We start from the raw sequence: 21,200 nt of genomic DNA on the forward strand, positions 1-21,200 counted from the left end.
CATTAATTCATAAACAAGTTCGATCTTGTTTTAATGGTAGAAATAAGAAACCCATATATTTGAAATAAAAAATGCCGTTCACCTAAGGTGAACGGCATTTTAGTATCTCTAGCTGGCAGTGTTATTTTTTGATAACTGCCACTTAAGTTTAGTCTATTATTTTCAACTCTTGGCCAGGCTTAATGATGCTCTTGGCATTAAGCTGGTTCCACTTCATTAAATCTGCCAGTTTAACCTTATTTTTACGAGCAATTTTATCCAACGAATCGCCGGATTTTACCTTGTAGGTTGTCGCTTTTGCCGCAGGTTTTTCAGCTGATTTTGAGGTGGCGGCTTTAACCTTGGCTGATGATTTGCTGCTGACTTTTGTATCAGCCTTCGCGTTGGCTTTACTGCTGCTCGCTTTAGCAGGTTCAGGCTCATTGTCATTTGCGACCATCGGCGTTAATAGCGTGAGCTCTTGACCAATTTTGAGGCGGTCGGAGGTCAGGTTATTCGCTTGTTTTAATGTTTTTACTGACATATCAAATTTAGCCGCAATAGAGCCTAGGCTATCGCCAGATTTGACCGTGTAGCTTTGGCTGTCATAGCGTTTTTGAGCGTAGAGTTTATCGTGATTCTCTTGATACTGGCCTATGTTTTCCAGAGGTAGAGCGATTTGGTATTTCCCTTTACTTGGGATCACTCCCTGACGAAAGCCTGGGTTATAGATTTTAAACTCTGCCTTGCTCAGTCCTGCAGCATCGGCTATCTGACCAATATCCACACCATTGGGAGCGGGAACACGATCTAAAAAGGGGCGATTATCAATCGTGGGTATTTTTAGGCCGTAATGATTTGGCGCACGAATAATTTGAATAAATGCCAGCCACTTAGGCACTGTTTGTACGCGTTTAGCTGGAATGCCCAGTGACCAAAAATCTGTAGGTTTGCCCTTGGCTTTGTTTTTGTCTATGGCGGCTTTAATTACCAGTTCGCCGGTGTTGTAGGCGGCAACTGCGTTAATCCAGTCTTTATCTAGGGTGTCGTATAAGTGCTGTAAATAGTCGAGTACGGCATCAGTAGATGCGAGTGCATCTTTACGGCCGTCGTAGGCAGAATTAATGGTTAAGCCAAAATTACGCCCAGTGGCGGGGATCATTTGCCACAGTCCAGCTGGACCATTGGCTTGAGCCAGCGGATTGTAACCACTCTCGACAATCGGTAATAACGCCAATTCTAATGGCATGTTGCGCGCTTCGAGTTGACTCACAATATAATATAAAAAAGGTTCGGCGCGTTCACCCACTTGATTCATAAATCTTTGTTTGTCATCGAAAAAATTACGCTGCTTGCGTACTTCGGCATCATCGTGGACGTCAATCGTATTCGCATGTTGAATTTTTGCCCACACATCGCTGTATTGCTCAACGACTGGCGGTGGTGGTGTTTTGGCCGTGTGTGGTGTTGCGTTGCTCAGTTCTGGCTGAACATTGTCTGTTGAGGTATTGAATTCTGTTGCTGATGGGCTTGCCGATGTTGCAGCGCAACCTGTTAGTAGGGCCATCAGCATGGTCAGCATGAGCACAGTGAAAGAGTGCGTTTGGCGAAATGGTGTCCGCATAATAGTCCTGTAATTGAGTAGCCTAGCATTCCATATTGAGGCACATGCTAATCTGTTTTCACGTTTCTGGATAGATCTACACGGTTTTGACGCCAACCCAAGACCCGTTTGGGTACTGATATTTCGTTTAGATTTACCTGTGGATACGCTACCATAGCCGCGTTTTTTCATTGACTGGGGTAATACAGTGCAGACGTTAGCGCAATTAAGGGCAGGACAGTTACAGGGGATTACTCGTTTACAATTGACTGAGAACTTAACCGAGTTTCCTCGGGAGATTTTTGACTTAGCCGATACGCTTGAAATTCTCGATTTGTCGAATAACCAACTGAGTACATTACCCGATGATTTACACCGTTTATCGCGCTTAAAGATCATTTTCGCTTCTAATAATCGCTTTGAGCAGTTGCCTGAGGCATTGGGACGCTGTGCAAATTTAGAGATGATTGGCTTTAAGGCGAATCAAATCACCACAGTTGCAGCAACAGCATTACCCTTACAAACTCGTTGGTTAATTTTAACGGATAACCAGATTGAGACGCTGCCTGCGGCTATGGGGGATTTGTATCGCTTACAAAAGCTAGCCTTAGCGGGCAATCGATTAACGACTCTGCCGGAGTCGATGGAGCATTGCCGTAACTTAGAATTAGTGCGCTTATCTGCTAATCAACTGCAAGCATTGCCCACTTGGTTACTCAATCTGCCTAAGCTCACTTGGCTCGCCTTTGCGGGTAATCCGTTTAGCCATACATTGGTAGACCCCCATAGTGATGTGACGACCGTGGCTAACGTGACGCTGGCTGATATTAAGTTAGCAGAACAGCTTGGCGAAGGTGCGTCGGGAGTGATTTATCGCGGTGATTGGATCAATCAGGCCATGATAACCGCAACCGGTACGGCACAAATTGCGGTCAAGCTTTTTAAGGGCGAAGTGACTAGCGATGGCTACCCTGCCGATGAGCTTGATTGCTGCCTTACAACGGGCGATCACCCAAGTTTGATTAAGGTTGTGGCGCATATCAGTCAAAAAGACCAGTTAGGTATAGTCATGGAGCTCATTCCTCCTGGATTTAGCAACTTAGGTTTGCCCCCTAGTTTGCAGACCTGTACCCGCGATACCTTTAAAGTCGGCACTCAATTTAGCGTGGATGAGGTCGTCAAAGTCGCCCATCAACTAGCAGATGCAATGGCGCACATGCACGCCAAACAGGTGAGTCACGGCGATGTGTATGCCCATAACATTATGGTTAATCGGCAGATGCAGTTGTTATTTGGTGATTTTGGTGCGGCGTCGAACTTAGGTAATCTATCGGCAGCAGCGCGTTTAGCGATACAGGCCATTGAAGTACGTGCGCTAGGCTGCTTGATTGAGGATCTCTTGGCCTATGTGGATACGCAGATATGCCTTGATAAGTATGCCAAGCTCGGTGCGATTAAAAGCCAGTGTATGCTGGAAGATGCTCACCAACGTCCCAGTTTTATTGTAATTAAACATCAACTTGAAAACTGTTGATTAATTGTACAATGCTGTCGCCTTACATTTGTTGGTATTTTGTTGCGTTTATTTTTCCTGTGTGTGATTTAAGTTTTGACTGTTGCCTATATGGTTAACTTATTGTTTTATTTGAATGTGTGATGGCATTTTTACTGGCGCTCACGCGGATTATGCCTATAGGCTGTATACCCAAATAATCTCAAAATGCTGAAATAGCCACTTTAGGTGATTTGGGTAAATCTTGGGTTCAATCCGGTGAGCTGCTGTCGGATAGGATGTCCGTTGAATAGTCAAAAACGATAGGTTTCATTAACTATGCTTACACAACTAGCGACTACACAAGTGCGTACTGCTTGCGATATTTCATTAACACACCATTCCCATCAGGATTTAAAACCCACCTTATTCGCTCCTGTAACCTTTTTTATAACCAGTCTGCTAGCCTTAAACTCCTTAACGGCGGTGGCAGCTGACAAGGTTGATATTATCCCGGTTACCGTAGAGGCGGTAAAAGAGACCGCCTTTGACGATACAGTGAAAGAAGTTGGTAAAATCAATGCCATTGATTCAGCCGTACTGAATTTTAGTGCCAGCGAAAAAATTAGCGCGATTCACTTTAACCATGGCGATAAGGTTAAAAAAGGGCAAATCATTGCCGAGCTAGATAACGTTAAAGCTAAGGCTGATTTAGATAAGGCCAAAAGCACGTTAGCCTTGGCTAAAACTAAGCTCGAACGTATTGAAGATTTGTTGATTAAAGAGCCGTTTGCACTTGCCAAGCAAGATGTGGATGAGCTGAGGGAAAATGTTAATTTGGCCGATGCCGATTTTAGGCAAAAGCAAGCGGTAATGAACGATTACCTGATCAAAGCTCCCTTCGATGGCCAGTTAACCAGCTTTAGTCAGTCGATTGGCAGCCAAATTGGCGCAGCGACTGCATTAGTCACCTTGTATAGCCTACATCCCGTCGAAGTCCGTTATGCCATTAGCCAGCATGATTTTGGTAAGGCGAAAAAAGGCCAAGAGGTTGATGTCACCGTGGAAGCCTACGGCGATAAAACTTTTACGGGAGTGGTGAATTATGTGGCGCCCGCCGTTGACATTAATTCGGGCCGAGTGGATATTCACGCCACCCTCGAAAACCCCGAATTTAAACTTGCCCCCGGTATGTTCGCCAATATCAAACAGTACTATAGCCGTGGTATCAAACGTTTATTAGTACCGCAAAATTCGATTATTGCGAATAATGCCGAGCGCTTTGTTTGGTTAGTGCGCGGCGATAGCGCAGTCAAGCAAGTGGTTAAACTCGCGCAAAATACTAACGACGGTTATGCAGTGGTCATCGAAGGTTTAGCTGTAGGCGATTTGGTCGTGAAAACGGGCATGCAAAATATTAAGTCCGATAGCCAGATCAAAGTCGTGCAAGATAAGAACTTTAAAGATAGCCAGCCTGCTTCAAAGGCTGAGTCAGCATCTAAACCCAAAGATGAGCCAATACCAGCATCAAAAGCTGACTCACACAGCAAATCAACTGCCGCGGCGAACTCGGTGACCGAGGAGGCTGAATAATGCGTTTACCCGAAGTCTGTATCCGTCACCCTATCTTTGCCTCAGTTCTGAGTATCATGGCGATATTGCTGGGATTAATCGCCTTTCAAAAACTCGATATTCAATATTTTCCTGAGCATACTACCCACTCAGCTTCTGTTAATGCCTCGATTGCAGGAGCGAGTGCCGATTTTATGTCGAGCAATGTGGCCGATAAGCTCATTGCGGCGGCTTCGGGTATTGATAAGGTCGATACTATGTCGACCGACTGTAGCGAAGGGCGCTGCTCGTTAACGATTAAATTCAATGACGATACCAGTGATATCGAATACACCAACTTAATGAATAAGTTACGTAGCAGCGTTGAAGGGATCAACGATTTCCCCCAGAGCATGATAGATAAGCCCACCGTTACCGACGATACCTCGGCAACAGATGCTGCGAGTAATATCATCACTTTTGTCAACGCAGGCGGCATGGAAAAGCAGGCTATGTATGACTACATTAGCCAACAGTTAGTACCGCAACTTAAGCAAGTTCAAGGTGTTGGTGCCGTATGGGGGCCGTATGGTGGTTCACAAAAGGCGGTGAGAGTTTGGCTTAATCCTGAGCAAATGAAGGCGTTAAACATTAAGGCCGCCGATGTGGTGGGTACTTTAGGTGCTTATAATGCCAGTTTTACCTCGGGGGCAATTAAGGGTAAGTCGCGGGATTTCTCAATTAATCCGTTGAATCAAGTTGAAACACTGGATGATGTGAAAGATTTAGTGATCAAAGTCAGCGAGGGCAAGATTATCCGCGTGGCCGATGTTGCCGATGTGGTAATGGGTGAAGAAAGTCTGTCGCCGAGTATGTTGTCTATCGGTGGGCACAGTGCGATGTCACTGCAGATTTTACCTTTGAGCAATGCAAACCCAGTGACAGTCGCGGTGAACATTAAGGCTGAAATTGCGCGCATGCAACAGCATTTACCCCAAGGGTTAGAAATGACCTTGGCCTATAATCAGGCTGACTTTATTGAGGCTTCTATTGATGAAGGATTTTTTGCACTGATTGAGGCGGTGATTTTAGTCTCTTTGGTCGTAGTGTTATTTTTGGGCAGCCTACGAGCGGCATCAATCCCGATTATTACCATTCCTGTGTGTGTGATTGGGGTGTTTGCAGTGATGTCGGCCCTAGGTTTTAGCATCAATGTGTTGACCATTCTGGCGATTATCTTGGCCATTGGCTTAGTGGTGGACGATGCCATTGTGGTGGTTGAAAACTGTTATCGGCATATTGAAAATGGTGAAACACCCTTTAACGCGGCGATTAAAGGGTGTCAGGAGATTATCTTCCCCATCATTGCCATGACGCTAACTTTAGTGGCGGTGTATTTACCGATTGGATTGATGTCAGGGTTAACCGCTGATTTATTTAGACAATTTTCCTTCACCCTAGCCGCTGCAGTAATTATCTCTGGCATGGTAGCGCTAACATTATCACCGATGATGAGTGCGTATCTTATCAATACCACAGCGCAGCAGCCGCAATGGTTTAACCGAGTCGAAAATGCGCTACAGCAATTAAATCATTTATATATTAAAGAGCTGGAAAAGTGGTTTGCCCGTAAACGCTTAATGTTCGGTGCCGCTGTGGTGCTTGTCGGTCTTGCCGGTATCGCTTACTGGCAATTACCTAAAATACTGTTGCCTGCGGAAGATTCTGGCTTTATCGATGTGGCATCGAATGGCCCTACAGGCGTGGGGCGTCAGTATCACCTTAATCACAATGCTGAGCTTAATGGCGTGATGGATGATCATCCTGCCGTTGGCGCGAACTTGTCCTATATCGAGGGCGAACCCGTGAACCATGTGCTGCTTAAACCTTGGGGTGAACGCAGTGAAAATATCGATGATGTTATTAATGACTTGATGACTAAATCGAAGGCAAGTGTTTCTGCCTATAATATGTCCTTTAGCATTCGCTCAGCCAATAACCTCAACATTGCCAATAATCTACGTTTAGAGCTGACAACCTTAGATCGTAACAAAGATGAACTCAACGCCACAGCCGCCAAAGTGCAAAAACTACTCGAGGACTATTCTGGAGTGACTAACGTGGATAACTCTGTGCTGCGTGATCAGCTGCGCTACGATTTATCTATCGATCGCAACGCGATTATTCTTTCGGGCGTGAGTTATGGCGACGTGACAAATGCGCTTTCGACCTTCCTTGGCTCGGTAAAGGCGGCGGATTTACATGCCACAGATGGCTTTACCTATCCAATACAGGTACAAGTCAACCTAGACAAACTTAGTGATTTCAGTGTGTTGAATAAGCTTTATGTCACCTCCGAATCAGGACAAGCCTTACCTTTATCGCAATTTGTGTCGATTAAGCAAACAACAGCAGAATCGAACATTAAAACCTTTATGGGCCTTGATAGCGCCGAGCTGACGGCAGATATTATGCCCGGGTATTCTACCGATGAAATTAAAACCTACTTAGACGAGCAATTGCCATTGTTACTCAATGATGCCCAAGGTTTTAAATACAATGGGGTGGTGAAGGACTTAATGGATTCACAAGCGGGCACTCAGTCGTTATTTTTGTTAGCACTGGTGTTTATCTATCTGATTTTGGCCGCGCAGTTTGAAAGCTTTGTCGATCCCTTAATCATCTTACTGACGGTACCCTTGTGTATTGTTGGCGCATTGCTGACCTTAACCTTGTTCGGCCAGAGCATGAATATCTACTCACAAATTGGTCTACTCACCTTAGTGGGACTGGTAACAAAACACGGCATTTTGCTGGTGGAGTTTGCAAATAAACAACAGGCTCAAGGTTTGAATGCGATTGAAGCGGCGCTCAGCAGTGCTAAATCTCGTTTAAGACCAATTTTAATGACCTCGCTGACGATGATTTTAAGTGCGATACCTTTAGCACTGGCTTCAGGACCTGGCTCCTTAGGTTTAGCCAATATTGGTTTAGTGTTAGTTGGTGGATTACTGACAGGCACTTTTTTCTCACTATTTGTGGTGCCAGTGGCCTATGTCGCAATGGCTGAACTTAAAGAAAAAGATGTACTCGCTAAATTACGCTTAGCCTAAACCGTGTGTGGCTAAATCTAAAGAGTTTAACTCAGTTTTAACTCTGATTTAGCCACGCAGAAAGGGCTGAAAGTGATGTGGTCGGGTAAACGGCATTACACTCTTGATGATATCTATTCGGTTTGCTGTGCTGATTGTTACGCCAGTGGGCTGAAATTTATCAAAAATGGGTAATAATGATGGCTATTTGGTTTGAAATTACGCTAGCTTAAGCGTATCAAGATGCACATCTATCATATCGATAATTAGACTCATACGGTTAATCCATCACAATCTGTTATTAAGCAAAGGTGCCATCCTCAAAGGAGCTTTTATGTCAGCTTTACCCAGTGATTACACTCATATTCATGTTGAGCAACCCGGTAGCCCTGAGGTGATGCAGCTATCACGCTCACCTTTGCCTGTACCTGGTGCGGGCCAAGTCTTGATCCGTGTGCATGCGGCAGGGGTGAATGGGCCTGATATCAAACAAAGAGTCGGTGCTTATCCACCGCCACCAGGGGCATCGCCTATCATTGGGCTTGAGGTTGCTGGGGATATTTGTGCCCTTGGTGACGGCGTGAGCCAATGGCAAATTGGCGACAAGGTTTGTGCCTTAGTGCCGGGCGGTGGTTATGGTGAATACGTGCTCACCTATGCAGCCCATTGTTTGCCTATTCCAACTGGCTTTAGCTATGTGCAGGCCGCTGCACTGCCCGAAACCTTTTTCACCGTATGGGGCAACCTATTTATACGTGCGGGGCTAAAAGCCGGTGAAACTGTGCTGATCCACGGCGGCTCTGGCGGTATTGGCAGTACGGCAATTCAGCTAGCCAGTGCATTAGGCGCGAAGGTTATTGCCACCACTGGACATGATGAAAAACGTGACTATTGCTTGAGTCTAGGCGCTGATGAGGTGATTAACTATCGTACTCAGAACTTTGTTGAACCTGTGATGACGCTGACCCAAGATAAAGGCGTTAACGTTGTATTTGATATTGCCGGTGGCGATTTTATTAATCTCGATTTACAAGCCTTAGCGATGGACGGACGCATGGTGTCGGTGGCAATGCAGCGCGGCCCTAAGGCTGAGGTAGAAATTTTTCGGTTAATGGCAAAGCGTATTATGTGGACGGGTTCAACGCTCAGACCACAAAGTGTAGAGGCCAAAGCTACCATCGCCGCTGAGTTATTTGAAAAAGTATGGCCATTATTAAATGCCCATAAAATAGTGCCGCATATTTTTGCCACTTTTCCATTAAGTGATGCGGCTAAAGCACATGCTTTGATGGAGTCAGGTGAGCACCGTGGAAAGATCGTTTTAACCTTAGTGTGACGATAAAATAAACAGACCAGTCGATAATCACTGGTCGATTAGTGCGCGCTTTGATGATTTTACGATAAGAATAAAACTTGCCGTGCCGTTTTTTTCGGCTAAAGTCGTTAAGGGCAACTTCTTTTCAGCACTTTGATTGAAATTAATGCAAAATAAGTGAAAATTTCATGGTTTGAGGCATTGATTCTCGGCAATTTTCTGTAAAAATACCTACTTGAAAACGTCAGATATTTTCCGGCGCTATTAGTGGTTTAAAGCAATTGATGTTTAGCTTATTCAACCTAAAAAACTCATAGTGTATGTGTTGATTTAAGGGTATTGGCATATATGTATAACACAGCAAAGAAACAGATTTGGTATGGTGAGCTGAGAACATCGAAAGGCAACGTGATTGTCGTCCATGATAATCAGTTGCCTGAAGCCTCTCCCGGCCGCATCTACTTATATAACACTGATCGTGATGCGATTATTGAGTATGTAGAAGATATCGTTAAAGGGAATCTCTATGACTTGGATGATGCAGCGTTAAAAGCGGCTGAGACTAAGTTTAGTGGTGCATGGAAGGCGGCGCGAGCCGAATTCATGAGTAAGCATCAAGCCCGTATTGACCTCAACAATGTTAAGGAAACTGCGCCTGCACGTAAGGCAAAGCCTGAAGTTGAACCAGAAGTTGAAGCCGATGCCGTTGGTGTTGATTTTGATGATGATTGGAGCGACAGTTTTGATGATTAACACTGAGTCTGCGACCTAAAAACTCAGTGAATGTAAGGAATAAAATAAGCACTATTTTATTCCTTACCATTTTATGTACTCAGGTTTTATATACTCGCCACAATATTTCTTACTATTTAAACCCGCACTGACGATCTCTATTCGCTCACTATGATGTGTTAATGTCTGGCCGTTATGGCTTATTCATCTTTTCATAACTTGCACGTTAGCCATTATTAAGTTGTTATTTTTATACAATAACTTAATTATCTATTCGCCCCGCGCCCGCACTGGCGGAACATAAATAGACAGTGGCATCGATACCGGTTTTATCTAAAAACTCCCCCTCAACTGCTGCAACAACGGCATCGGTCAGTTCATGATCAACTAAGGCTACCACGCAGCCATCGGTCATGCGTATGCCACCACGATCGCCAATCACTTGGCTGACAATCTCAACTAAGGTATCAAATTCAGGTAGGGTAATTTCAAAGTCATCACGCAGTGAAGCATGGGACTGTGCCATTAAGTGACTTAATTTTTTGATATTATTTTGCTCTAATGCGCGCGCAGCGCTTTGAGTGCGAAGGTTCTCAGTGATGACGTGTCTGGCACGGCGATATAACACTTCATCTATATCAGCCTTTGCACTTTCTAATCGGCGCAAATCGAGGTGACGTAGCGCATCTAAACCAAAGTATTCGGCCGCCTGTGCACATTCGTCACGGCGCTGTTGATTGGTAGCGGCTAAACGTTGCTTCTCAATATGTGCGTCAATGATGATAAGACTTAAGTTTTCAGGAATGGGTATTGCTTCACTATCAAGATCTAAACAATCGATTAGCAGTGCATGATCTTGCTCGCCCATGGCGCTGCACATTTGATCCATTATACCGCAGGCAGAGTCTATGTATCTGTGCTCGCCGCGCTGTGCAAGTTGTGCCACTGCCATTGGAGATAAATGCAGTTGGCTGGTATCACTGATAGCCGTGCCAAAAGCAACCACCAGCGCCCCCGATGAGGATAAACCTGCCGCCAGAGGTACATCGCCCACAATCGCTAAATCTAACCCTTTAGCTAATAAGCCCGTTTGCGCCATGGCCGCCGTTAAACCCTTAAGATAATTAACCCAACCGTCCTGTGGGTCCATATTACTTTCATGGCCGAAATTCCATTCTTTAATTTGCCCCGGAAATGCATCGGCAACGGCACGAAATTTAGTGTCATCACGGCGTTTAACGGCAATAACTGTATGAAAATTAATAGCGGCTGGGAGTACAAAACCGTCATTATAATCTGTGTATTCACCGATCAGATTGACGCGTCCAGGGGCTTGGTATAAATCATCGGGTTTAGTACCAAAGGTTTGGACAAATAACTTAGTGGCGCGCTGCGCAGGGTTTGACATGCTGTGAAAAATTCCAAAAATCTGAGCTAATTTCGTTCTTATCTTCGATTTATATCACGACTGAGTCGGCTATGTAACTGCGATTTAGTGATGAAAAAACGATAGGTAATAATGTAAAAACCGATACAGGTAGCGAATGTGTCATCAATAGAGCGCTGATTTTTTTACAGTGTATTGATTTGTAAAGATTTGTAATTTATTAGTTGGCTGCCGTACAAGATTGCAGAGGTGTTAACTGCAAGTCTGTACGGCAAATTATTGAGTCGTTTTAATGCAATAAAATATTTATTTGAGCTTAACTATGGGTCACAGTATTAATTTTAGGATCAGTGACTTGCACAATATCTTCAGCCAGCGGTCGTTGTGGCGCATTTTTTTCAGAGTTCTTTAGTAGCTCAGTAATGACATGGTCAACAAAACCAGCACCCGCGGCTTCGTATAAGTTATAAACACTGTGCACACCTAATTCTCTGAGTGCCGTGGCGTCATCACTGTACTGTACGATTGCACTGATTTTACCTTGATAATCGAGTTTTTTTAGTTGCTCGACCGCAAACATATTTCCCGTATGGTGAGGCATCGCGAGCAGCACTAATTCAAGATTTGGCGCTTTATCCAGTTTTTCCCAAAAGTCGGTATCCGCAGCATCACCGCGCACAACATTACGGCCTTTGGAACGATGTAAATCAACTAAATCTTGCTTGTGTTCAATACCGAGAATCTCACCGTCAAATTGCGCTCTGAGTTCATCGTAGGCGCCGCTACCAATACGGCCCATACCTAAGATTAAGAAACGCGGATTGCCAATTGCGATAGGTCTGTCTTCTGGATGCAATGGGCGTTTTTCAAGTCTAATTAAGCGTTGCTGGAACCGTTGATAGATATCACCGACAGTGGCGTTAAGCGGCGCTGCGAGTAAAAAGCTAAAACTTAATGCTACGGCAATAATCACTAGCCACTCAGGTGGGAGCCAACCTTTATGGGTCGCAACCGCGGCAACAATTAAACCGAATTCACTGAAGTTACCTAGGTTAAACGAGCCCAACATAGAGGTACGTGAGCGCAGCTTAAAGCGGGTAAGAAGATAGACAAACATTAAAATCTTAAGCGGTATCAACAACACTAATAGCGCTGCGAGGACGACATCCAATACCGTTGGTAATCCGTTAAGCCCTATGGTTAAAAAGAAGGCCACAAGAAATAGCTCTTTAAAGTAGAACAGTGATTTGGCTAGCTCGGAGGACTTTCTATGGCCTGCAAGCAAAATACCAATGATCAGTGCGCCAAGATCGGGTTTTAAGCCAACGGATTCAAATAACCAAGCACCTACCACAAGCGCCATGACTAGACCAAATAATACTAAAAGTTCGCCGTGGCCAACACGGTCGAAGATTTTGTAGATAAGCGGTCTAGCAAACGGAAGTAACAATAGTGCAAAGGCCCATACTGAAGGGACATCGCCCTTAGAAATTGTTAAAAACAAGACGGCGAAGATATCCTGCATAATCAAGATACCAATGGCAACGCGGCCGTAGAGTGACTGCACATCACCCTTATCCTCTAAGACTTTGACCGCAAACACTGTGCTGGAAAAGCTTAACGCGAAAGCAATTAACGTCAGTTGTCCTAAGGTTAGACTGGTCAGTTGGCTTAACCCCACCAGACCTAATAGTTTAAGAATCGGTACGAAAATCAACATTGAGAGCATTAAATGTATGCTCGATCCCGCCCATACTTCGGCTTTAAATAGGCTGCGGATATCCAGCTTTAAGCCGATGGCAAATAAGAGGAGTGTGACACCAAGATTGGCGAGCTCTTGCAATAATGGCAGGCTTTCTTTATCTATCCCGAGTACAAATAGTACAAAACCTGCCACTAAGTAGCCGATAAGTGGTGGGAGTCCTATTCGGCTGACCAGCATGCCGCAAATAAGTGTGATGATGAGGATGCCAGGTTCCATAAAGCTCTAATCCAAAAAGTCCAAAATACTCAGTGATTGTATAAGAAATCTATGACACTTGAACAAAAAAACGGACTTTTAATGAAAAAAGTCCGCTTTTTATTGGTGTTGCGGCAAATAGCCTGTCGGTTAAATGAGTATGAGCGACCTTGCCCACACATTTTATGCCGCAGCGATGGCGTTAATCAGTCGTGGCTATTTAACCAGATGATCTAAATGGGCAGCAAAATCTTTAGGGCCCATAAAGCCAGTGACACGTAAATCTTCCCTTTGCTCACCCTGTTCGTTAAACATCAATAAAGTTGGCAGGCCAAGTACATGGTATTTTTCGAGCAAAGCTACATCCACCTTGTCGCTCTTTGTCACATCCGCTTGTAGCAGTACGATTTTATTCATACGGGCTAATACAGCGGCATCTTTGAAGGTAATGGCTTCAAACTCTTTACAGGCCACACACCAATCGGCGTATAGATCCAGCATCACAGGCTTACCTTGGGCGCTAGCGGCTGCGATTTCATGCTCAAGATCTTCAATCGACTTAATGCGTTTAAAGCCATGGGCTTCTTCGGTGGTTGCCGTTGTGCCTACGGGATTATGATTAAAACCAAAGTGAGCCATTACAGCTTGGAATCCGTAGGAGAAACTCGCCAGTAGCATCAGAGTTAATAGCACTGAACGTACCGTTTGTTTCCAATTAAAGGGGCTGAGTTTGTTTTGATGCATCAAGTAGCCGGTGAAGCTCACGCCCCACAGTGACCAGAGCACATCGGATATTACGCCAGTCCAAATACGACCAAGCATTACGATAGACACAGCAATCAGCAAGAAGCCGAAGACAGTTTTGATGATGTCCATCCAAGCGCCTGCTCTAGGTAATAATTTACCGCCTGAAGTCCCGATAATAAGTAGTGGTAAGCCCATGCCCATACTCAATACATATAAAGCTAAGAAACCTTGGAGTAGGTCGCCAGTTTGGGCGACATAAACCAGTGCGCCAGACAGTGGTGCGGTTGTACAAGGTGAGGCAACAAGACCGGAAATAACTCCCATAAAGAATACGCCAACTAAGTTGCCGCCTTTTTGGTTGTTTGATACTGAGTTCATCTTCTGCTGCCAGCTTGATGGCAGTTTTAAATCATAGAGGCCAAACATTGATAAGCTGAGTACAAAAAACAAAATGGCGAGTACCACTAACACCGCTGGGTGTTGCAATGCCGCTTGATATTTAAGCCCTGCCGATGCCACCACTAAACCCAAGATAGAGTATGTAATTGCCATGCCTTGTACGTAAGCCATCGATAGCGTGAAGGCTTTTGCGGTGGAGAGTTTTTGCCCTTGGCCAACAATAATGCCTGACAAAATCGGGTACATGGGGAACACGCAAGGGGTTAATGCTAGGCCGACCCCTAAACCAAAGAAAATCACTAAAGTCCAAATCAAGCTGTCGTTTGATAGCATTTGGCTTAACGTATCTTGCTGAGTAATCGGCTGCGTATTAGTTTTATTATTAGCGCTTGGCTCTGCGATTGCAGCTGATTCTGTTGCTTTGGCTCCCGCAATTAAACCGTCATTGGCCGCGACTGCTTTTAAAACGACTTCACGTTTTGTTGGGGGGTAACACAATTTACCTTCGGCGCAGCCCATAAAGGTGACTGTGAGCGTGGCATTCTCATCGGCTTGTTTTAGACCTACGGGAATATCCACGTAGGTGTAGTAAACTTCTTGTTCGCCGAAATACTCATCGTTATGGGGCTTACCCTTTGGTAGCGCAATTGCGCCTAACTCAGCGCCATTGACGCTAAATTTAAGCTTGTCGTGGTACATATAGTAACCGTCGGCAATCACCCAATTGAGTTTAACCTGATTACCTTCTTGTTTGAAATCGAAGGCAAAAGCTCGATCGACAGGCATCAATTCTGGTTCACTCTTCATGAAGTCGAATTTATTACCGAAAACTCCTTCACTGTGGGCTAAGGGCGTGAGGAACAATAAAGACGTAAAAATAAGGCTGAGTAGTTTTTTCATGGCTGCGTGTTGTCTATTATCCAATCTAAGTAGGCTGGTAACCCGTGGGTCACAGGCACGGCAATAATTTCGGGTACTTGATAAGGGTGAAGCCTAAGCACAAGTTGTTCTAACTCGGTATATCGACTCTGCAAACATTTAATCTGTAAGCTAAATTCTTGTGTTTCACAGATTTTATCTTCCCAAGTATATATGGAACGTATCGGAGCTGAGATATGCACACAAGCGGCAATACGTGATTCAATTAACGCCCGTGCTAAGCTATTAGCTTGTACTTCATCGGGACAGGTAGTGCTAACGACTAAATACTGATGCTGCATACTGTTAGTTTTCATTTCTTAAGGCGCTTAAAATTCACTTAAGCTAACTCCGTTAAGCTACTTTACGTGTTTTAATGGTCTCATACATTAGCGCGTTCACAAAAGAGTGAGCTAAATAGCAGTTGTTTGTCTCCTGTAGAGACTGCATTGATTACGTTAGCTTGAATTAAGACCGGATAGTCCCCATTTAGTTTACAGAAATAGTCAGATAAAGCTGAGGTCGGTATGTTTTTTATTATTTTTTTACTGTTTGTGCTGATCCCGGTCATTGAACTGTCGGTACTTATTCGTGTGGGTGAGGTGTTAGGCACTTGGACTACCATAGGTTTAGTGCTGTTTACTGCAGTGCTTGGAGTTTCTTTGGTCCGTAGCCAAGGATTAAGTACGTTAATGCAAGTACAGCAAAAACTCGCCCGTGGTGAAGCACCGGGGCAAGAAATCGTTGAAGGTATGATGTTAGCGATGGCAGGAATTTTACTTGTGATCCCCGGTTTTGTGACTGATATCATAGGATTGTTATTATTGACGCCGCTCACCCGTAAGCCAATTGCGGCACTGTTATTTAAGCGTATGCAATTACGAGTTGTTGCAGGTTTACAGGGTGGCTTTCAAGCGGGGCAAAGTCCCTTTGGCCCTAAGCCGCAGGACCCATTTAGCGGAGCACCATTTGATGATAGTGCTAAAAAAGACGGTAATGTGTTTGAGGGCGATTTTGAAGATAAGACCGAACATAACGTCGATGCTAGTGATATCAAACCGACTAGCCATCAAATCACGAATAAACCGATAGACACAGACCTTAACAATAAATGACCAACCAGCTCCTGTTATCGAGACTGGTCGGCCGCGCCGGGAAGCATTTGGGATAAAGCACGGAGTCGGTCTGTAGGGTAATGGTTAAATAACCCAGTCCGCATGGCCGACTCGAATAACAGGGCGTGAAGATAGCAGTAAAATTAGTTGCAATAAACGGAATGCTTTGGGAACATCAGTCTCACATAATGAGATTGAGTTTAAGGTAAAAATGAAGACAGAGGATTTAGCGCTATTTCATCGAATTGCTGAAACCGGTAGTTTAATTGAAGCGGCTGATTTACTTAACTTGCCTAAATCGACCGTGAGTCGGCGTTTGCAGGCGTTGGAAGATGAGCTGAATATTAAATTGTTCCACCGCCAGAGCCGCTCGATGACGCTCACGTCAGCAGGCAGTCATTTTTACCAGCGCTCGCAGAATATTCTAGCTCAACTCGATGAAACCATTTTTGAAATGACTAACGACGATGCTGAACTCAGTGGGCATTTACGTATTCAAATGTTCCCTATTCATAGCATGAAAACCTTAATGCAAGCCGTTTTTAGCTTTATGGATATGCATCCTAAACTTACGTTAGAAGTGATCCACAGTTCAGAATCGGTTGACATGGTCAAACACAATCTCGACGTCGCCTTTGTGGTTGAACCTGCTTTAGATACACTAGATTTAGTGGTACGCACTATATTCACGACTGAACTGCGTTTTTATGCCAGCCCGCAATATTTAGCAGTACACGGTATACCTAAAACACCGAAAGAAATTGAATCCCATAATGTGTCTTTATTTCGCTTATCTAATGGCAAAGTTTTCAATGAATTATGGATAGGCTCAGAGCAAGAAGTGAGAGTGAAAGGTAACTTCTGCTCCAATAGTGTTGAAGTAGCCGTTGAGTTTGCACTGCAAGGGCGCGGTATCGTTTATGCACCGGCTGAAGTGGTTGCTGAGCACCTTGAAAACGGTGAGCTGATCACATTATTACCTGAGATAGAAGCCCACCTAGGTGAGTGCTTTTTAGCTTATCCATCAAGGCGTTATGTTAGCTTGGCCAGCAGGCGTTTTATTGATTATATTATGCAAGAGTTAGCCCCTAATGGTGTACCAACCAATATGAGTACTGAGGTAGACAAGCGTCGAACGTGTAACGCTTCTAGAAAAGCGTTTTCAGAGGATGTTCAGCTTTTTCCCTAGCATCGAGCTAACGTATTATTGCCCCCTGTTATGACCTAAGTTAGTGTTATGCCTCATTAAGCGTGTGGGCGGCGCTGATCTTTGTCGGCTCAGAAATCCGCAGTGCTAACCAATAACAGGCCGCTCCCATTAAAATATTCGTGATGGGTAAAGCCAGCAATAAACCTTTTACATCGCCAATATACGATCCCAATGCCGCCAATGGCAGCATCAGCAGCACTAAACGGCATAGATTAATTACTAATGAACTCATCGGTCTATGGTAGGCATTGAGCGAGGTTGCGACAATAATCACCATCCCTAATGGCCCATAAGCGCAGGGCAGCACTAAAATGTAAAAACTGAGCCACTCGATGACCAGCGGATCGGTACTGAATAAATGCGCAATAGGTTCGGCTAAAAAAATCAGTGGAATATAAAGTAAGGTCTGAAAAATAAAGATAAATTTTATCGACAACAATAGCGCTGCTTTCGCCCTGTGTGGTTGCCCCGCACCTAAGTTTTGCGCGATAAAGGGCATTAAGCTCGACGACAGTGCCATCACCACGATTAATAATACCGACTCTAAGCGAGTACCCGCACCAAATGCCGCCACCGCGCTGTGATCGATATGTGCCAACATCGCCATAATAATGGCATTGGCTAATGGATTGATTAGGTTCATCAAGGCTGCAGGTTGCGCTATATGGGCTAAGGTGCTCCAGTTAGCACGCATTCTATCGATATCAAAAGTGGTCCATTCGAGCATTTTACGCTTAACAATCAATAGATATCCCGACAAAGATAACGCCACCAACCAAGCTATAAATGTAGCAATCGCCGCGCCTTGAATTTCTAAACGTGGAAATGGCCCAATCCCAAAGATGAGTAAAGGATCGAGGATCAGATTGATAATCGCCGCCAGCGTCATAATCATCGCGGGGGAGCGGGTATCGCCAGTGGCACGTAATCCTTGGTTACCTACCATGAGTAATACCAGCAGCGGCGCACTGACATACCAAAAAATCATATAGTCGTGGATCAGCGGCAAGCTGTCATCGTTGGCGCCGAGCAGGCGAAATAACGGCGTAATAAAGATGCTACCAAGAGCAGCTAAACTGGCAATTAAGCTAAAGGTCAGCAGCAAGGCATCATGTAAGAACACTTTTGCCTTATGGGCATTTCCCGAACCGATAAGCCGACCTAAATTAGTTGATACCCCTGCGCCAATCCCAATAGCAATACTAGATATCACTAAGGTCACCGGAAAAGTAAAGCTGATGGCTGCTAAGGCTTCGGTGCCTAGTTGGCTGATAAAAAAAGTATCAGCAAGGCTGAAACCTAAAATGGTCATAATACCAATTAAGTTGGGGAGGCTCATGTTGAGCAGTACACGACCAATTGGCGCGGTGAGCAGCCCGTGTCTGTCTTTCATGGAGAAAATAGTGCCTTATTAGCAAGCGGAGGCGAGATTCTAGCAGGATTGTGCTCACTTGAAAAAACTGACATCAAAAAATTGAAGTTTTTTTTGTAAATGCCCTTGGATCTGGAGAGCATCAGCCCCATATCTCACACATGAAAGGAGCAGGCTAACGTGCCTGTTTTTTTAATCACAAATCGGCTCGTTTGTAGGGCATCAAATCATTAGGAGAGTTCATAGATGAATATTCGTCCATTACATGACCGCGTAATCGTTAAGCGTTTAGAAGTTGAATCAACCTCAGCCGGCGGCATAGTACTGACTGGTAGCGCTGCTGAAAAATCAACACGCGGTGAAATCCTCGCTGTGGGCAATGGCCGTATTTTAGAAAATGGCACAGTTAAACCACTGGATGTCAAAGTGGGCGACGTAGTGATCTTCAACGAAGGTTATGGCGTGAAGAAAGAAAAAATTGACGGTCAAGAAGTCTTGATCCTGTCAGAAGCTGACCTGATGGCAGTAGTGGGTTAATCCTCAGCATCAATTCGACATTCCAATTAATCATTAAAAATTTAAAGGATAATCAAGATGGCAGCTAAAGAAGTTGTATTTGGTAACGACGCACGCTTAAGAATGTTGGCTGGCGTAAATATTCTAGCAAACGCAGTTAAAGTGACGTTAGGCCCTAAAGGTCGTCATGTGGTATTAGATAAGAGCTTTGGCTCACCACTGATCACTAAAGACGGCGTATCTGTTGCCAAAGAAATCGAATTAGAAGATAAATTCGAAAACATGGGCGCGCAAATGGTCAAAGAAGTTGCTTCTAAAGCCAATGACGCTGCCGGTGATGGTACTACTACTGCAACCGTACTGGCTCAAGCCATTGTTGTTGAAGGCTTAAAAGCCGTTGCAGCCGGTATGAACCCAATGGATCTTAAGCGCGGTATCGACAAAGCGGTTATTGCTGCTGTGGCCGAGCTGAAAAATCTATCTCAAGAATGTGTTGATTCAAAAGCGATTGCGCAAGTTGCCACTATTTCTGCTAACGCGGATGAATCTATCGGCGAAATCATCGCAACTGCGATGGAAAAAGTCGGTAAAGAAGGTGTGATCACTGTTGAAGAAGGCCAAGCGCTTGAAAACGAATTAGAAGTTGTAGAAGGTATGCAGTTTGATCGTGGCTACCTGTCTCCTTACTTCATCAACAAGCCAGAAACTGGCAGCATTGAGTTAGACAGCCCATATGTACTGTTAGTAGACAAAAAAATCTCTAACATTCGCGAATTGTTACCGATTCTTGAAGGTCTAGCAAAAACGGGTAAGCCATTGCTTATTATTGCTGAAGACGTTGAAGGTGAAGCATTAGCTACGCTAGTGGTTAACAACATGCGCGGTATCGTAAAAGTAGCCGCTGTTAAGGCTCCAGGCTTTGGCGATCGTCGTAAGGCAATGCTGCAAGACGTGGCAATCCTGACTGGCGGTACTGTTATTGCTGAAGAAATCGGCCTAGAGCTTGAAAAAGCGACCCTAGAAGATTTAGGTACGGCTAAGCGTGTTGTGATCACTAAAGATAACACCACCATCATCGATGGTAACGGCGAGCAAACGCAAATTGCTGCTCGTGTAAGCCAAATCAAACAACAAATTGAAGAATCAACTTCAGACTACGACAAAGAAAAGCTGCAAGAACGCATGGCTAAATTAGCTGGTGGCGTAGCAGTAATCAAAGTTGGCGCAGCAACTGAAGTTGAAATGAAAGAGAAAAAAGCCCGCGTTGAAGATGCACTGCATGCAACGCGTGCAGCAGTAGAAGAAGGCGTAGTACCTGGCGGCGGTGTTGCTCTGGTTCGCGTAGCTTCTAAAATTGCTGAAGTTGAAGTATTGAACGAAGACCAAAAACACGGTGTGGTTATCGCACTGCGTGCAATGGAAGCGCCACTGCGCCAAATTGCGACTAACGCAGGTGAAGAAGCGTCAGTTGTTGCGAATACAGTGAAAAACGGTAGCGGTAACTTCGGTTACAACGCGGGTAACGACACCTACGGTGACATGTTAGAAATGGGTATTCTTGACCCAACTAAAGTGACCCGTTGTGCGTTGCAATTCGCTGCATCAATCGCAGGTCTGATGATCACAACTGAAGCAATGGTTGCTGAAATTCCACAAAACTCTGCGCCAGATATGGGCGGAATGGGTGGCATGGGCGGAATGGGCGGCATGATGTAGTGCGACGAGAGTCGTGTAGGTCACTAACCTAGCAGGCTACACCGTAAGCAAGCACTAACAAGTGCTTGCTTCCACACCTGCAAGACTAGTAGTCGA

The 21,200-nt window shown here is 44.7% G+C and carries 15 protein-coding genes; 9 read left to right on the forward strand and 6 right to left on the reverse strand.

Features of this window, described 5'->3' with window-relative positions:
- Nucleotides 1–148: 148 nt before the first annotated feature.
- Nucleotides 149–1,603: a LysM peptidoglycan-binding domain-containing protein gene (locus tag C9I43_RS00980; protein WP_107881537.1), complete on the reverse strand. Its 1,455-nt coding sequence runs from the start codon at nucleotides 1,601–1,603 to the stop codon at nucleotides 149–151.
- A gap of 187 nt (nucleotides 1,604–1,790) precedes the next feature.
- Between C9I43_RS00980 and C9I43_RS00985 the strand changes: the two genes are divergently transcribed.
- The 5 genes from C9I43_RS00985 (at nucleotide 1,791) to C9I43_RS01005 (ending at nucleotide 9,785) form a co-directional block, all read left to right on the forward strand.
- Nucleotides 1,791–3,116 (forward strand): leucine-rich repeat-containing protein kinase family protein, encoded by a 1,326-nt coding sequence (locus C9I43_RS00985; RefSeq protein ID WP_107881539.1) that lies wholly within the window; start codon nucleotides 1,791–1,793, stop codon nucleotides 3,114–3,116.
- Nucleotides 3,117–3,413: 297 nt separating this feature from the next.
- Nucleotides 3,414–4,667, forward strand: a complete 1,254-nt coding sequence (locus C9I43_RS00990) for an efflux RND transporter periplasmic adaptor subunit (RefSeq protein ID WP_107881541.1) — start codon at nucleotides 3,414–3,416, stop codon at nucleotides 4,665–4,667.
- Nucleotides 4,667–7,738 (forward strand): efflux RND transporter permease subunit, encoded by a 3,072-nt coding sequence (locus C9I43_RS00995; RefSeq protein ID WP_076499079.1) that lies wholly within the window; start codon nucleotides 4,667–4,669, stop codon nucleotides 7,736–7,738. The genes C9I43_RS00990 and C9I43_RS00995 overlap by 1 nt, the downstream gene beginning before the upstream one ends.
- A gap of 313 nt (nucleotides 7,739–8,051) precedes the next feature.
- Nucleotides 8,052–9,053, forward strand: a complete 1,002-nt coding sequence (locus C9I43_RS01000; protein WP_107881543.1) for an NAD(P)H-quinone oxidoreductase — start codon at nucleotides 8,052–8,054, stop codon at nucleotides 9,051–9,053.
- A 327-nt stretch (nucleotides 9,054–9,380) separates the two neighbouring features.
- Nucleotides 9,381–9,785 carry a hypothetical protein gene (locus C9I43_RS01005; protein ID WP_107881545.1) on the forward strand — a complete coding sequence of 135 codons (405 nt, stop codon included), beginning with the start codon at nucleotides 9,381–9,383 and terminating at the stop codon, nucleotides 9,783–9,785.
- Between the two features lie 241 nt (nucleotides 9,786–10,026).
- On the opposite strand, the gene galK is transcribed toward C9I43_RS01005, so the two are convergent.
- From galK to cutA, 4 genes are all read right to left on the reverse strand, one after another.
- Complete coding sequence (gene galK / locus C9I43_RS01010) at nucleotides 10,027–11,172, reverse strand: galactokinase (protein WP_107881547.1); 1,146 nt, start codon at nucleotides 11,170–11,172, stop codon at nucleotides 10,027–10,029.
- A 295-nt stretch (nucleotides 11,173–11,467) separates the two neighbouring features.
- The gene (locus tag C9I43_RS01015) at nucleotides 11,468–13,132 is read right to left on the reverse strand and encodes a cation:proton antiporter domain-containing protein (RefSeq protein WP_076499070.1); all 1,665 of its coding nucleotides are present in this window, start codon (nucleotides 13,130–13,132) and stop codon (nucleotides 11,468–11,470) included.
- Nucleotides 13,133–13,327: 195 nt separating this feature from the next.
- Nucleotides 13,328–15,157 carry a protein-disulfide reductase DsbD gene (locus C9I43_RS01020; RefSeq protein ID WP_107881549.1) on the reverse strand — a complete coding sequence of 610 codons (1,830 nt, stop codon included), beginning with the start codon at nucleotides 15,155–15,157 and terminating at the stop codon, nucleotides 13,328–13,330.
- Nucleotides 15,154–15,477, reverse strand: a complete 324-nt coding sequence (gene cutA, locus C9I43_RS01025; RefSeq protein ID WP_107883984.1) for a divalent-cation tolerance protein CutA — start codon at nucleotides 15,475–15,477, stop codon at nucleotides 15,154–15,156. The genes C9I43_RS01020 and cutA overlap by 4 nt, the downstream gene beginning before the upstream one ends.
- A 225-nt stretch (nucleotides 15,478–15,702) precedes the next feature.
- Here cutA and C9I43_RS01030 point away from each other — a divergent pair, with 225 nt between their 5' ends.
- Together C9I43_RS01030 and C9I43_RS01035 are read left to right on the forward strand one after the other, a co-directional pair.
- Complete coding sequence (locus tag C9I43_RS01030) at nucleotides 15,703–16,290, forward strand: FxsA family protein (protein ID WP_107881551.1); 588 nt, start codon at nucleotides 15,703–15,705, stop codon at nucleotides 16,288–16,290.
- Nucleotides 16,291–16,501: 211 nt separating this feature from the next.
- Nucleotides 16,502–17,479, forward strand: coding sequence for a LysR family transcriptional regulator (locus tag C9I43_RS01035; RefSeq protein ID WP_107881553.1), 978 nt, complete (start codon nucleotides 16,502–16,504; stop codon nucleotides 17,477–17,479).
- Nucleotides 17,480–17,525: 46 nt separating this feature from the next.
- Here the strand turns inward: C9I43_RS01035 and C9I43_RS01040 are convergent, their stop codons facing one another.
- Nucleotides 17,526–18,893, reverse strand: coding sequence for an MATE family efflux transporter (locus tag C9I43_RS01040; protein ID WP_076499061.1), 1,368 nt, complete (start codon nucleotides 18,891–18,893; stop codon nucleotides 17,526–17,528).
- A 225-nt stretch (nucleotides 18,894–19,118) separates the two neighbouring features.
- Between C9I43_RS01040 and C9I43_RS01045 the strand changes: the two genes are divergently transcribed.
- A complete protein-coding gene (locus tag C9I43_RS01045; protein ID WP_006086113.1) occupies nucleotides 19,119–19,409 on the forward strand; it encodes a co-chaperone GroES in 291 nt (96 codons plus the stop codon).
- A 57-nt stretch (nucleotides 19,410–19,466) separates the two neighbouring features.
- Nucleotides 19,467–21,104 carry a chaperonin GroEL gene (gene groL / locus C9I43_RS01050; protein ID WP_076499060.1) on the forward strand — a complete coding sequence of 546 codons (1,638 nt, stop codon included), beginning with the start codon at nucleotides 19,467–19,469 and terminating at the stop codon, nucleotides 21,102–21,104.
- Nucleotides 21,105–21,200 lie beyond the last annotated feature (96 nt).

It is taken from the genome of Shewanella morhuae, assembly GCF_003028295.1.
GTDB lineage: Bacteria > Pseudomonadota > Gammaproteobacteria > Enterobacterales > Shewanellaceae > Shewanella > Shewanella morhuae.

Bases quoted from the DNA above. Each gene is read 5' to 3' on its own strand.
- C9I43_RS01030 (WP_107881551.1), top strand. From the start codon at position 15,703: ATGTTTTTTATTATTTTTTTACTGTTTGTGCTGATCCCGGTCATTGAA.
- C9I43_RS01005 (WP_107881545.1), top strand. From the start codon at position 9,381: ATGTATAACACAGCAAAGAAACAGATTTGGTATGGTGAGCTGAGAACA.
- C9I43_RS01015 (WP_076499070.1), bottom strand. From the start codon at position 13,132: ATGGAACCTGGCATCCTCATCATCACACTTATTTGCGGCATGCTGGTC.
- cutA (WP_107883984.1), bottom strand. From the start codon at position 15,477: ATGCAGCATCAGTATTTAGTCGTTAGCACTACCTGTCCCGATGAAGTA.
- C9I43_RS01020 (WP_107881549.1), bottom strand. From the start codon at position 15,157: ATGAAAAAACTACTCAGCCTTATTTTTACGTCTTTATTGTTCCTCACG.
- groL (WP_076499060.1), top strand. From the start codon at position 19,467: ATGGCAGCTAAAGAAGTTGTATTTGGTAACGACGCACGCTTAAGAATG.
- C9I43_RS01040 (WP_076499061.1), bottom strand. From the start codon at position 18,893: ATGAAAGACAGACACGGGCTGCTCACCGCGCCAATTGGTCGTGTACTG.
- C9I43_RS01045 (WP_006086113.1), top strand. From the start codon at position 19,119: ATGAATATTCGTCCATTACATGACCGCGTAATCGTTAAGCGTTTAGAA.
- C9I43_RS00990 (WP_107881541.1), top strand. From the start codon at position 3,414: ATGCTTACACAACTAGCGACTACACAAGTGCGTACTGCTTGCGATATT.
- galK (WP_107881547.1), bottom strand. From the start codon at position 11,172: ATGTCAAACCCTGCGCAGCGCGCCACTAAGTTATTTGTCCAAACCTTT.
- C9I43_RS01035 (WP_107881553.1), top strand. From the start codon at position 16,502: ATGAAGACAGAGGATTTAGCGCTATTTCATCGAATTGCTGAAACCGGT.
- C9I43_RS01000 (WP_107881543.1), top strand. From the start codon at position 8,052: ATGTCAGCTTTACCCAGTGATTACACTCATATTCATGTTGAGCAACCC.
- C9I43_RS00980 (WP_107881537.1), bottom strand. From the start codon at position 1,603: ATGCGGACACCATTTCGCCAAACGCACTCTTTCACTGTGCTCATGCTG.
- C9I43_RS00995 (WP_076499079.1), top strand. From the start codon at position 4,667: ATGCGTTTACCCGAAGTCTGTATCCGTCACCCTATCTTTGCCTCAGTT.